This is a genomic window from Hymenobacter aquaticus (assembly GCF_004765605.1).
Lineage (GTDB): Bacteria > Bacteroidota > Bacteroidia > Cytophagales > Hymenobacteraceae > Hymenobacter > Hymenobacter aquaticus.
Map to the genome: position 1 here is coordinate 418,937 of NZ_SRLC01000001.1, position 12,401 is coordinate 431,337.

The 12,401-nt window shown below is 66.4% G+C and carries 12 protein-coding genes; 6 read left to right on the forward strand and 6 right to left on the reverse strand.

Annotation, left to right across the window (positions count from 1 at the left end):
• Nucleotides 1-259 precede the first annotated feature (259 nt).
• Nucleotides 260-985 (forward strand): GAF domain-containing protein, encoded by a 726-nt coding sequence (locus tag E5K00_RS01695; RefSeq protein WP_167856711.1) that lies wholly within the window; start codon nt 260-262, stop codon nt 983-985.
• 464 nt (nt 986-1,449) lie between these two features.
• Here the strand turns inward: E5K00_RS01695 and E5K00_RS01700 are convergent, their stop codons facing one another.
• The 4 genes from E5K00_RS01700 to E5K00_RS01715 all read right to left on the reverse strand — a co-directional run bounded on the left by E5K00_RS01700 (nt 1,450) and on the right by E5K00_RS01715 (nt 5,134).
• Nucleotides 1,450-2,865 carry a D-alanyl-D-alanine carboxypeptidase gene (locus E5K00_RS01700; RefSeq protein WP_135461047.1) on the reverse strand — a complete coding sequence of 472 codons (1,416 nt, stop codon included), beginning with the start codon at nt 2,863-2,865 and terminating at the stop codon, nt 1,450-1,452.
• A gap of 69 nt (nt 2,866-2,934) precedes the next feature.
• On the reverse strand, nt 2,935-3,381 hold the full coding sequence (locus E5K00_RS01705) for a VOC family protein (RefSeq protein WP_135461049.1): 447 nt from the start codon (nt 3,379-3,381) through the stop codon (nt 2,935-2,937).
• A gap of 35 nt (nt 3,382-3,416) precedes the next feature.
• Complete coding sequence (locus tag E5K00_RS01710; RefSeq protein ID WP_135461051.1) at nt 3,417-4,154, reverse strand: SDR family NAD(P)-dependent oxidoreductase; 738 nt, start codon at nt 4,152-4,154, stop codon at nt 3,417-3,419.
• Between the two features lie 80 nt (nt 4,155-4,234).
• Nucleotides 4,235-5,134: an AraC family transcriptional regulator gene (locus tag E5K00_RS01715; RefSeq protein WP_135461053.1), complete on the reverse strand. Its 900-nt coding sequence runs from the start codon at nt 5,132-5,134 to the stop codon at nt 4,235-4,237.
• A 204-nt stretch (nt 5,135-5,338) separates the two neighbouring features.
• Between E5K00_RS01715 and E5K00_RS01720 the strand changes: the two genes are divergently transcribed.
• The 3 genes from E5K00_RS01720 to E5K00_RS01730 all read left to right on the forward strand — a co-directional run bounded on the left by E5K00_RS01720 (nt 5,339) and on the right by E5K00_RS01730 (nt 8,035).
• Nucleotides 5,339-5,974, forward strand: a complete 636-nt coding sequence (locus E5K00_RS01720; RefSeq protein ID WP_135461055.1) for a hypothetical protein — start codon at nt 5,339-5,341, stop codon at nt 5,972-5,974.
• 87 nt (nt 5,975-6,061) lie between these two features.
• On the forward strand, nt 6,062-6,832 hold the full coding sequence (locus E5K00_RS01725; RefSeq protein ID WP_135461057.1) for a DUF2490 domain-containing protein: 771 nt from the start codon (nt 6,062-6,064) through the stop codon (nt 6,830-6,832).
• A gap of 351 nt (nt 6,833-7,183) precedes the next feature.
• Complete coding sequence (locus E5K00_RS01730) at nt 7,184-8,035, forward strand: sulfurtransferase (RefSeq protein ID WP_135461059.1); 852 nt, start codon at nt 7,184-7,186, stop codon at nt 8,033-8,035.
• A 213-nt stretch (nt 8,036-8,248) separates the two neighbouring features.
• On the opposite strand, the gene E5K00_RS01735 is transcribed toward E5K00_RS01730, so the two are convergent.
• On the reverse strand, nt 8,249-8,779 hold the full coding sequence (locus tag E5K00_RS01735; RefSeq protein ID WP_135461061.1) for an MOSC domain-containing protein: 531 nt from the start codon (nt 8,777-8,779) through the stop codon (nt 8,249-8,251).
• Nucleotides 8,780-8,981: 202 nt separating this feature from the next.
• Here E5K00_RS01735 and E5K00_RS01740 point away from each other — a divergent pair, with 202 nt between their 5' ends.
• Entirely contained in the window at nt 8,982-10,574 is a 1,593-nt protein-coding gene (locus E5K00_RS01740; RefSeq protein WP_135461063.1) for a hypothetical protein, read from the forward strand.
• Nucleotides 10,575-10,644: 70 nt separating this feature from the next.
• On the opposite strand, the gene E5K00_RS01745 is transcribed toward E5K00_RS01740, so the two are convergent.
• Complete coding sequence (locus E5K00_RS01745; RefSeq protein WP_135461065.1) at nt 10,645-11,355, reverse strand: VIT1/CCC1 transporter family protein; 711 nt, start codon at nt 11,353-11,355, stop codon at nt 10,645-10,647.
• A 176-nt stretch (nt 11,356-11,531) separates the two neighbouring features.
• Here E5K00_RS01745 and E5K00_RS01750 point away from each other — a divergent pair, with 176 nt between their 5' ends.
• Nucleotides 11,532-12,212: a Dps family protein gene (locus E5K00_RS01750; RefSeq protein WP_135461067.1), complete on the forward strand. Its 681-nt coding sequence runs from the start codon at nt 11,532-11,534 to the stop codon at nt 12,210-12,212.
• The last annotated feature ends 189 nt before the right edge of the window (nt 12,213-12,401 follow it).

A 12,401-nucleotide genomic window follows, 5' to 3' on the forward strand; every position in this document is an offset into this window, starting at 1 on the left:
GTCGTTGCCGGGGATGCTGCTGTTAAGGAAGGTGACGATCAGCAGCCGACCGCTACAGGTGCGTACGTAGCCAGCGTGCCAGTCTTGCCCCAGAATCCAGGGCCTCTAAAGTCACGGGGACTAGCTCGGAGCATTTGGACAGGAGGACAAACAGTCGTCCCAGCCTCTGGTGCCGCGCCTACTTCCGTTGCGCCTGTTGGCCGCCTCCTGCCGCCGCTAAGCTCATCCGTTTGTATAGTGGATGGGTTATATTTGCAGTATGAATACGCCTTCTCATCTACTGTCTTCGAATGAGCCCCAGCGCCTGGCGGCCCTGCAGGCGTACCAGGTCAGCGGGGATGCGCCCTTCTTCGACGAGTTCGTGCGCCTGACGGGCAAGCTGTTCCAGGTGCCCATTGCGCTGGTGTCGTTGGTGGAGGCCGATACCGTCTGGTTCCGGGGCAACGCGGGCCTGGACGCGCCCGCGCGGGTACCCCGCAGCGTGAGCCTGTGCTCGGCCGCCATTCTCTCCGACGAGGCCACCGTGTTTGAGGACCTGCACCAGCAGCCCTGCTCCCTGGTGGCGCCCACGGCCGTAGAGGCCCTGGGCCTGCGCTTCTACGCCGGCTACCCCCTGCACACTTCCAGCGGGGAGGCCGTGGGCACGCTCTGCGTTATCGACCGCCAGCCCCGGACCCTGGCCCCGGAAGAGTTGGCCCTGCTGCCGCAGCTGGCGGCCGTGGCCCTGCAACTGCTCGACGTGCAGGTGGAGCTGGCCCGGCAGCGTGGCACCCTGGCCTCGCTCTGGCCCGACATCTACCAGGCCATTGCCGGCTCGCTCAGCCGCCTCGATACCCTGGTCGGGCTGGCCCAGTGGGAAGAGTCGCCTGATACGCCGGCGGCCCGGGCTTACCAGGCCTCGCGCCGGGAGGAGGCGAGCCTGCTGGTGAGCACCCTGCAACAGCAGCTCGCCCAGGCCCTGCGGCAGCTGCGCGCGGCCGGCTAGCGTTGCCCGGCGCGCGGCCTGGTCGGGTCTGTCAGGCTGAGCAATGCCCTTACGCTTGTTATCCGGAGGCGCAGCCGAAGGACCTGCCTTCCTGTTCTGATAAACGTCTTTCAACACACAAAAGCCCTTTACCACGCTGGTGGTAAAGGGCTTTTGCACGTTGGCACTACCGGCGGTGGGGTAGGCAAGGCAGGTCCTTCGGCTGCGCCTCAGGATGACAGACGAGAAAACGCGGGAGAAAAGGGCCGAGGTGCTGTCCGGCTCCCTGCTGCTCTTCGGAGACGCTGCGCATCAAGCAGACGCGGCGGAGTGAGCAGCTGTTTGAAGTAGACGTGAACGGTGTAGAGACGCAATATTTTGCGTCTCCCCGTTGCTGAATCCGCCACCCACCTGCGGCCAACTGTTCAACGAGGAGACGCAAAATATTGCGTCTCTACATCGTGCGGACAGCTTGTGAGGCGCCCCTACAGCCGTTTCCTGACCTGGCCCAGAATCCGCTGCATCTCGTTGCGGGTGGGCTGGTCGGAACCGGGGATGCTGTTGTTGAGGAAACTCACGGCCAGCAGGCGGCCGCTGCGGGTGCGCACGTAGCCGGCCAGGTTGCAGGTGTGGGTCAGGGTACCGGTCTTGCCCCAGAGCCAGGGGCCCCGGGCGTCGTGGTAGCGGTGGCGCAGGGTGCCCTGGCCGCCGCCGGCCGCCAGCAGGCGCAGCAGGCGGGGCTCGGGCACCTGCTGGTGCAGCAGCACGAGCAGGGCGCTCAGAGAGCGGGGCGTGACCAGGTTGAGGCGGGACAGGCCCGAGCCGTCGACCCAGGGCAGCGCATCGGGCAGGGCGCGGAAGTAGGTGCGGCGGGCGTGGCGCAGCACGCGCCAGGCGCTGAGCGAGTCGCGGGGCGGACCCAGCCGGGTGGCGCACATCAGCAGCAACTGCTCGGCCAGGAAATTGTCGCTGACCCGCAGCATGCGCCGGTAGAGCGAGTCGGCGGGCAGGCCCCGCAGGGTCCGGATGCTGTCCTGGGGGCGGGGCTGCCAGGGGGCGTGCACCACGGCGCGGCGCAGCGTGTCGCCGAGCAGGCGCAGCAGCAGCGTGCGGCTGGTGCGGTAGGGCACCTCATCCACCCACCGCCGCGCCGACGGGAAGTAGGTAAAGCGGTTCTCCAGCTGGGCCCGGCTCACGTGCTGATCGGGGTGATGGCCGGCCATTTCCTCGGCGGTAGCCCGGCCCAGGAGCGGGGCGAAGGGGCGGGGCAGCACCCGCACCCGCTGGGGCACGGCCGGCAGCCGGCGGCGGGCCGGCACCGGGGCGCGGGCGTAGAAGCGCACCGTGTTGCCGTAGAGCGGGAAGGCCGTGCGCTCGGCCTGGAAGTAGTAGCGGAAGTCGTCCCAGGCCCAGCTGGGGCCGTAGGGCGGCGGGGTGGCAATGTCGCAGTAGGCCAGCCGCCGCTCGGGGCGGCCGGCCAAAAAGGCGTAGGCCCGGCGCGAGGGCACGTCGCCGTGCAGGAAGGTCGGGTCGCCGGTGCCCTGGAAAAACAGCGTGTCGTGGCGGCTGAAGTAGCGCAGGCTGGGCAGCGAGTCGCCGAGCAGCTGCAGGCCGGTGTAGAAGCTGAAGAGTTTCATCACGCTGGCCGGGGTGAAGTAGCGGTCCTCATTCAGGCCGTACACTACTTCACCCGTGGCCGCGTCGGTAATGCTCAGGCCCACCTGGTGCCGGCGCAGGGCCGGGGCCGTGGTCAGCAGCGAGTCGAGCCAGGGCAGGGGGGTGCTGCCCCCGGGCCGGGCGGCGACGGGGGCGGCGGTTTTGGAATCCGGGGTGCAGGCCGGCAGGCTGGCCGCGGCCCCGGCCCCGAGCAGCAGGCAGAAAACAAGTCGTAGTAGCAGCACAGCCCGCAAGGTAGGCAGGGAAGCCGGCTAATCAGGCGTTCGGGCCCTGGGAAGTAGGGCCGGCGCTACTCAGATATTCTCGGCCAGCTCCAGCACGTTGCCGTGCAGGTCGGCCACGAACCCGCAGCGCGTGCCGATGGCCGGCACGCGGAACGGCTCCCGGATGACCGGCACGTCGCGGGCGCGCAGCTCGGCCAGGGTTTCGTCCAGGTTGTCGACCTCGAAGCAGAGGTGGTGGAAGCCCGCTACCAGGGGCTGGCCGGGAGCCGGGGCGGGGCCGGCGGCGGGGTCGTGCAGCACTTCCAGCCAGAATTGGTCGTCGTTGGCCGGGGCCAGAAACGCCAGCTGCAGCTCGCCCACGGTCCACTCCTTCAGGATGCGGAAGCCCAGCTTGCTGGTGTACCAGTGCAGGGTGGCCGCGTAGTCGGGGGTGCGCAGGCCCACGTGGGCCGCGCGCAGCTGGCCGGGGCCGCCGGCGGGGTTCCTGGGGGGCAGGGGAATGGCAGTATTGTCCATCGGATAAAGAAGTCAGGGGAAGAAATGAGTGGAGTTTACCAGGGGCTGAGGCCGGTTTCGGGGGCGTTGTCGTCGCTGAAAAACTGGCTGGTGGGGCCGTCGGGGCCCAGCACGGCGGCCCTGACCACCCGGGCGGCGGCCGCCGCTACCGTGCCCGGGCCGCTGTGGTGGTTGAAGTCGGTGGCGGTGTAGCCCGGGTCCACGGCGTTGACCTTGAAAGCCGTGTCGCGCAGCTCGTAGGCCAGCATGATGGTGTAGGCGTTCAGGGCCGCTTTCGAGGGCACGTAGGCGGCGCCCTTCACCGGGTAGTACTTCCAGGTCGGGTCGTTGTGCAGGGTAAGGGAGCCCAGGCCGGAGGTGACGTTGACGATGCGGGGCGCGGCCGACGCGCGCAGCAAGTCCAGGAAGGCCTGGGTGACTTCCATCACCCCGAAGACGTTGGTTTCGAACACCTCCCGCACCACGCTGACGGCCGTGGTCAGCGTCGGCTGGGGCATGCCGCCGCTGATGCCGGCGTTGTTGATGAGCACGTCCAGGACAGAGATTCTCTGGCCCAGCGCGGCGCGGGCGGCGGCCACGGAGGCGGGGTCGGTAACGTCGAGTGGCAGGGGCTCAACCTCGGCGTAGCCTTCGACCCGGAGCTGGTCGGCGGCCTGCTGGCCTTTGTGCGGGTCGCGGCTGCCCAGGAACACGTGGTAGCCGAGCCGGAGCAGCTGGCGGGCGGTTTCGAAGCCGATGCTTTTGTTGGCGCCGGTAATCAGAGCGGTTTTCATGGGGCTGGTAAATAGCGGGCTGAATGAACAGCACAAAGCTACCGGCCCCCCAGCGCCCCGCCGGCCCCCATTCCGCGGTATTACTGGTACATTTTGCGGATGCTGCTGCGGTACTCGGCCGGCGTGGTGCCCACCTCGCGCTTGAAGAAGCGGTTGAAGTAGGACGCGTCGGAAAAGCCCAGGTCGAAGGCAATTTCCTTGAGCGACAGGGGTGTGTAAAACAGCAGGCGGCGGGCTTCGAGCACCAGCCGCTCGTGAATGTGCTTGATGGCCGGCCGCCCGCTCTGGGCCTTGACGACCTCGCTCAGGTGGCCGGCCGAAATGTGGAGCTGCGCGGCGTAGGCCCCTACCGCGTGCTGTTCGCGGAAGCTCTCCTCAATCCGGGCCCGGAAGGTGCGCAGCAGCAGCTGGTCGGCCGACGGCTCGGCGCCGGTGAACTGCTCGGTGTAGAGCCGGCTCAGGTAGGTGAGCAGCACCGTGAGGTAGGCCGTGAGCATGCGGTGCTGCCACTCGCCGGGGCGCTGGTACTCGGCCGCGAGCTTGGCCAGCATATCTTCGGCAAACGCCCAGTCGGCCTCCGAAAGCCGCAGCTCGTGGCCGTGGTGAGGGTTCAGAATCAGGGGCAGCTCGCGCAGGGCGGCGTGCTGCTGCAGGGCCAGAAACTCGGGGGTGAAGGTGAGGTAGGTGCCCCAGAACGGCGTGGGCGCCTCTTTCACCAGCACCTGGTGGGGCGCGGTGAAGTAGAGCGTGCGGTTTTTGCGCGCGTAGGAGGTCATGTCGACCCAGTGCCGGCCCTGGTTCTGCCGCACGAACACCAGCAGGTAATACGACTTGCGGTGCGGAATCAGCAGGTCTTCCTCGTACACCAGCGCCCCTTCCGACTGCACGATGCTAAAGGGCTGGCTGCCCTTGCCGCCGGTCAGGCCGTGGTGCTCGGAGGTATAAACCGGAATCAGGGGTTTGCCGGGAAACGGATACATGCTCGGGGGAAAGGCTAGTCTGGGGGGTACTATACTGCGGGGCAACCTACGAAAGCCCGACCAGCCCCTAACCACGCCCGGCCCGAATGGTTGGCCGGGGGCGCGAAGAATACCGGGCCCGGGCGGTTAGGCTGCGCCGGGCCGAGCGGTTACCTTTGGGTCTTACCTCGTTTTCCGGCTTCTGAATCTACTGCTACCCACGTCATGATTATTTACGGTACCAATGGCTCCCACGTGCGCACGGTGGGAGCCGTGCCCGAGCTGGCTTGCCCCGCCTGTGCCACGCCTAATGTCGTTCAACTAAGCGTATTTAGCCGCTACGTGCACGTGTACTGGGTACCGCTGCTGCCCTACGCCAAGCCCGCCGTGGCCCAGTGCGGGCATTGCGGCGGGGCCTGGGAGGCCAAAGAGCTGCCCGTCGAGGCCGGGGAAGTGCGGCAGGCGCTGCGCAGCCTGAAAACGCAGACCCGGGCCCCGTGGTGGCAGTGGTCGGGGCTGGCGGCGCTGCTGGTCGGCATGGTCTGGGCGTTTATTGCCAACGGCCAGGATGCGCGCGACAATGCCGCCTACGTGGCCGCGCCCCAGGTCGGCGACGTGTACACCATCCGCAGCACCGACAGCACCGGCAGCGCCCACTACTCCCTGCTGAAAGTGGTGGGGGCCCAAGGCAACGGCGTAGAGCTGGTGGCCAACGAGTACATGACCGACGACGCTTCCCCGCTCGGGCAGCTCAACTTCCCGGAGCGCTACGCCAAGGAGTCGTTCCCGCTGACCAACCTCGACCTGCGCATCATGCTCAACAAAGGCGAGCTGACCGACGTCGACCGGCTGGGCCAGTAAGCAGGGGAGGCGGGGCAAATCGGGGTGGGCACTTTTGGCGTGTGGGTTCCGGCCTTACCTTCGCCGCCGCAACGACCCTTCCGCCCGATGAACAAAGCCTTGTGCGTAGTAGTGGCCCTCGGGGGCCTGATTGGCCAGCACGCCGCCCACGCACAGACGCCCGGCACCTGGGGCAACTGGTACATCGGCACGGTGGTGCTGCCCGGCAGCGTGGAGAAGAAGTGGGGCGGCTACGTGGAAGTGCAGGCCCGCTCCGACGGCCTGTTCCGGCAGTACTTCTACAACGAGCTGAAAGGCGGGGTGAGCTACGATCTGGACAAGAACTTCACCGTGCTGCTGGGCACCGGCCGCTACAGCACCTTCGACGAGCCCGGCCCGCGCACCCTGGAAAAGCGCCTGTGGCAGCAGCTGGTGCTGAGTCAGTACATGGACCGGCTCAAGATTGAGCACCGCTACCGGGTGGAGCAGCGCTGGCTGCACTACCAGGCCGAGGACAGTACCGCGTTTCGCCAGCGCCTGCGCTACCGCCTGAACGCCTTCCTGCCCCTGAACCACAAGACCGTGACCGAAAAAACGGTGTTTCTCTCGGTCTACGACGAGGTGTTTCTCAATCCCAGGGGGCCGGTGTTCGAGCGAAACCGCTTCTACACTGGTCTGGGCTACCAGTTCAACCGGCACCTGAACGTGCAGCTGGGATGGGTGCGGCAGGCCAACTATTCCCAGCCCACCCTGAAGCAGGGCCAGCTGCTGCCGCTGCGGGCCTCGGTGAAAGACAACGTGGTGCTGACCGTCATCTACAGGCTGGCTCACCGCGACGCGACGCCCCGCCCCGAAAGCATGCCCTCCCAGCAGGACTAGGCGAGTTGCAACCCTAACGCGGGCCTTGCGGGCGCCTCACCCCCCGGCCCCGCAAATGCTTTATGCGCATTATCCGAAAAAGGAGAGGGGGAGCCGACCGATTACTAGAGGTCCGTTCCCTAACCTTAGGACTTGTTGCAAGCAAGCAAGCAAGCAAGCAAGCAAGCAAGCAAGCCGTGGCTCCCCCTCTCCTTTTTCGGATAATGCGCATAAAGCATTTGCGGGGTCGGGGGGTGAGGCGCCCGTCAGGCCGGGGACTGAGGCGCCCGTTAGGCCTTGCGTTAGGGCGCAACCTTAGCGCGGCGTATCTTGGCCTTCCCACCAGTTCACGTGCTTTCCCTCCCGCCGCAGATGTCTGACTTCCCGCAACCCCTTATCAGCGCCCCGGAACTGCTCCAGCGCCAGCAAACCGAACACTTTGTTCTGCTCGATGCCCGCTCCGGCCCCGAGGCCCGGCAGCGCTATCAGGCGGCCCACCTGCCCGGGGCCCTGTTCGTGGATCTGGAGCAGGACCTGGCCCGGCCCACCGCCGACGCGGCCCAGGGCGGGCGGCACCCGCTGCCGCCCGTGGCGGAATTTGCCCGCCTGCTGGGCTGCCTGGGCATCACGCCCGAGACGCCCGTCGTGGTGTATGACGACAAGAGCGGGGCCAACGCGGCGGCCCGCGTGTGGTGGATGCTGCGCGGCGTGGGCCACGCCGCCGTGCAGGTCCTCGACGGCGGCCTGCCCGCCGCCCAGGTTGCCGGCTTCCCCCTGACCGATGCTCCCGAGCAGGCCACGCCCGCCGCGCCCTACCCGGCCAGCGGCTGGCATCTGCCCATTGCCCCCGTGGCTTTGGTGCGGGAGGCCTCCGCCACCGGCAGCCACCTGATTATCGACGTGCGCGAGGCGGCGCGCTACCGGGGCGAAACCGAGCCCATCGACCTGGTGGCGGGTCATATTCCGGGGGCGGTAAACGTGCCTTTCGCCGGCAACCTCGACGCGCAGGGCCAGTACCGGCCGGCCCCGGAGCTGCGGGCCGCCTACGAAGCCGTGCTGGCCGGCCGCGCCCCGGAGCAGGTTATCGTGCACTGCGGCTCGGGCGTCACGGCCTGCCACACGCTGCTGGCCTTCGCCCAGGCCGGCCTGGAAATCCCGAAGCTCTACGTGGGTTCCTGGAGCGAATGGTCGCGCAACGACTTTCCCCGGGCTACCGGGGAGTAAGGGTTGATTGTTGACTGCTCACCCTGTCATCCTGAGCTTTTGCGAAGGACCTGCCTCTGATAAGTGACAAGCGTCCATAAATGCACAAAACCCTTTCCTGCCTGCGCGAGAAAGGGTTTTTCGTGTTGGCAGCAGCGGTGGGGTAGGTAAGGAAGGTCCTTCGCTCGACTCAGGATGACAGAAAGGCGGTGCGCTTCTATAAGTGACAAGTGGCTAAGAAGCACTTTCTGCCGGCAGTACCCGCACCGCGTCGCCGACGCGCAGGTGGCCGCCCTGGATGATGCGGGCCGTGAGGCCGCCGTGGCCCCGCATGGCGTTGTAGCCACCGGGCCCCAGCTCTTCCTCCATGCGGGAGCAGGGGTGGCACTCGCCGGTGATTTCCAGAATGACCTCCTCGCCGAGCTGGATGCGGCGGTTTTTCAGGGCCAGCAGGTTCAGGCCGCTGACCACCAGGTTGCGGCGCAGCCGGCCGGGGTCGAGGGGCGCGCTCAGGCCCAGGAAGCCGGCCACGGCCGTCAGATGCTCGTGCTGCACCAGCGTCACCTGCCGCTTGCCGCCGGCTTTCACCCGGGCGTGGTCGCCGTGCAGGCGGGCATCGGTGAGCACCTCCACGGCGGACAGGCTCTGCGGGGGCTCGCGCCGCCCGGGCCGGATGCCGATCCACTCGACGCGGCCCTGCTGGGGCAGCGTGGCCAGCAGCTGCGCGATTTTCGATTTGTCGTCGCCGAAGAAGGGGAAAGCCATATGCGGAATCAGAAAGAGGAGGGTGGAAGAGGGCATACTGTCCGGGCCCCGGGCGGGTTGTGGCCCCGGCCGCAACCGGCCCGGGCCGGCCGTAAAAAGTACGCCCGGCCCGGGCTGCATTGCTTAGCTTTGGCAAAGACGGAAGCGGCGCCGCTTCCGGTGACTTATCCTTTTCTTCTCATCCTCATTTTCCTTATTGCGCATGACTACACCATTACTCTTTATGCGGTGGGTGCTGCTGCTGCTGGGTTTACTGGCCGGTTACTCGGCGCAGGCTTCCCACGTGCTGGGCGGCGAAGTATTCTACCGTCATCTGGGCGGCAGCCAGTACCGGATTGTGTTTCGGGTGTACCGCGACTGTGGCGGCGCTGCCGTCTCCACGCTACAGCCCCGCCTCGAGTACCAGGCCAGCGGCTGCAGCGGCTTTACCTCTAGCGTTCCGATGACGCTGGTAGGCGGCTCGCAGCGCGCGGATGCTCCTTACTGCGCTACCATCGGCAATGCCTGCGGCTCGGGCCAGCGCACCAACCAGGAAAGCGCGGATTTTGACGTTATTCTGGCGCTGCCGCCCACCCAGTGGAAGCTGATTGTGACCCTGAACGCCCGGCCGACAATGGGCAACGTAAATTCCGGGAGTGGCAACCTGTACTGCGAGGCGGCGCTCGATAACCGCAACGGCCTGAACAATACTTCGGCCGTTTTCACCGCCAATACGCTGGCCGTAGCTTACGTCGGCTGGAACCAGCCGACCAGCTTCAGCGCAATGGCCGTCGACGCCGATGGCGACTCGCTGGCATACGAGCTGGTGGCGCCGCTGGTGGGCTGTAATGACCCTTTTACCTACAAGAGCTTCGTCCCACCGGCCCTCGTGGACCCTACCGACCCGGCTTGTGTTGTCAACGGGCCGGCCGCAGTTACCTATTCGCCTACGCTGCCGCTGCTTTCTTACAACGTCACCGGTAGCTGCCCCCTGAAGCAGGCCCAGCCTTTTTTCAGCTTCGGCCCCAGCAGCGGCGCAATTAGCGTCAAGCCGGCTCTTTTCACGGCGGCAGTAAATTCCCCGGAGAACAAGTACGCCATTTCCGTCAAGGTGTCCGAATACCGGCGGCTGGGCCCGGGCAGCTACGTATTCGTGGGCAGCATTCGGCGGGAGATGATGCTGGTTGTCGTCGATGCCGGCACCAACCAAACCCCGGCGCTGGGGCCGGTGACGGTCAACAACAGCGCCAGCCCGCAGCCGGCCAGCACCGTTATTCCGGTGCGGCCCGGCCAGCTGGTGAGCGTGCGCCTGCCCGGTACCGATGCCAACGGCAACCAGATTCTGACCATGAGCAGCAACGCCGAGCAGGTATTGCCCAACGCCGAGTTTACGCCCCCCGCGCCCGGCTTCAGCCCCACCGCGCAGCTCGACTGGCTGCCCCCGGCTACCCTGCGCCCCGGCCTCTACTACTGCACCGTCACGACCACCGACGAGAACTGCCCCATCAAGGCCAGCAACACCCAGACGCTGACGTTCCGGGTGGGCAGCCCGTCGCTGGCCACGCAAGCGGCCCGGCCCGTAACCACGCTGAACGCCGTGCCCACCCCGTTTCAGAGCCAGGTAAGCTTCACGCTGGCCCAGCCGGGCGTGCAGGCGGTGCTGGTATTCGACCAGCTCGGCCGCCCCGTCACGACGCTGCGCAGCCTGCCCTCGGGCGAGGTGCAGTGGCGGCCGGCGGCCGGCGTACCAGCCGGCCTCTACCTGGCCCGCACCGCCGATGGGCGGCAGGTGGCCCGCCTGCTGCGCACGGAATAGTTTTACTGTCATCCACAGAAAAGGCCGTAACCAGCTAGTTACGGCCTTTTTTATGGGCAACAGAGTAACTCTATTCGCCGAATTGCCGGGCCACGAGAAATGCTGCCCCGGCGGCCAGCGCCCCGGTGCCGGCCATTTTCAGGGCCCCGGTGATGGGAGGCTGGCCCGTCAGGCGGCTTTTCAGGTAGCCAAAAACCAGCAGGCAGACGATGGTAATGACGGCCGACCAGAGCAGCCCTTCACGGGGTGTGGCAGTCAGGAAATAGGCGCTCAGCGGAATCAGGCCGCCCACGGCGTAGGCCAGGCTGATGGTGGCGGCGCTTTTGGGGGCTTGGCGCGGGTCGGGCTTTTCCAGGCCCAGCTCGTACTTCATCATAAACCGCACCCACTGCTCGGGGTCGGCGGTGAGCTCCTGCACGGCCAGCTTCCGGGTGGCTTCCGACAGCCCGATTTCGGTCAGCAGCTCGTCGACCTCGGCCCGCTCTACTTCCGGCACTTCCCGCACTTCCCGGTGCTCCCGGGCCAGCTCGGCTTCGTAGTGCTCCACTTCGGTGCGGCCTGCCAGGTAGCCACCCAGCCCCATGGCAATGGAGCCGGCCACGATTTCGGCCAGTCCCGCCGTAATAACCAGCGCCGACGAGCTGACGGCCCCGCTCAGGCCGGCGGCCAGGGCGAAGGGCACGGTCAGGCCATCGGAGAGGCCAATGACGATATCCTGCAGCATGGCCGAGCTGCTCAGGTGGTCTTCGGGGTGCGGATGGGAGTGCGGGGCGTGTGGCATCGGTACTACAACTTACAAAGCGGGGTTCGGGTTGGCAAAGTAATGCGGCCAGCGGCGGGCTGGTGCCGGCGCCGACTTCCCGGCCCGCAGCAAAAGGCAGAACCTAGCGCGTCGGCACTCGTAAAGCCCTGTAGTGGCCGCCCCGGCTGCTACCATTTTCTGCATACTACCTACTCATGGCTACCAAAGACACCACCAAGAAACCCGCCGCGGCCAAAGCGGCGGCTCCCAAAAAAGCTTCTCCCACGGCCTCGACCGGTTCCAGCAACGGCAACGGCCAGACCGCACCCAGCGTGCAGCCCGTACTCAACCAGCAGCGCAATGCCCCCGCCCCTTTGCAGAAGTACGGCACCGTTTCGCAACGCTTGCCCATCGGCCTTTCCGACGCCGTGCGTCAGGATAGCGTAACGATGCTCAACCAGCTGCTGGCCGATACCATTACCCTGCGCGACCTCTACAAAAAGCACCATTGGCAGGTGGTGGGCCCCACGTTCTACCAGCTGCACCTGCTCTACGACAAGCACTATGAGGAGCAAAGCGTACTGGTCGACACCATTGCCGAGCGCATCCAGATCCTGGGGGGCGTGGCCATTGCTATGGCCGCCGACGTAGCCGAGCTGACGACCATTCCCCGCCCGCCCAAAGACCGGGAAGAAGCTCCCATTCAGGTTTCGCGCCTGCTGGAAGCCCACCAGATTATGCTCAAGAACTGCCACGAATACGCCAAACGCGCCGATGAAAGCGGCGACGACGGCACCAATGACCTGGTGGTTAGCGACGTAATGCGCGCCAACGAAATGCAGGTATGGTTCGTCTCCGAGCATGTGGTCGACACGCCCCTGGCCCGCGCTGAGTAAGCCCGAGGCCTGATCCGAATAAAAAGCCCGCCGTCCGTCCCGGATGGCGGGCTTTTTTGTTAGGTAGTCCCCGGCAAAAGCCCCCGGAGCACTGTTGCGGGCCGCAGCCGGCAGAAAAAAGCAAAATTTCTTGACCGGCTTTGCCCTTGATTATGAATGGATCAGCGCAACGGAGACGGCGGGAGGAAG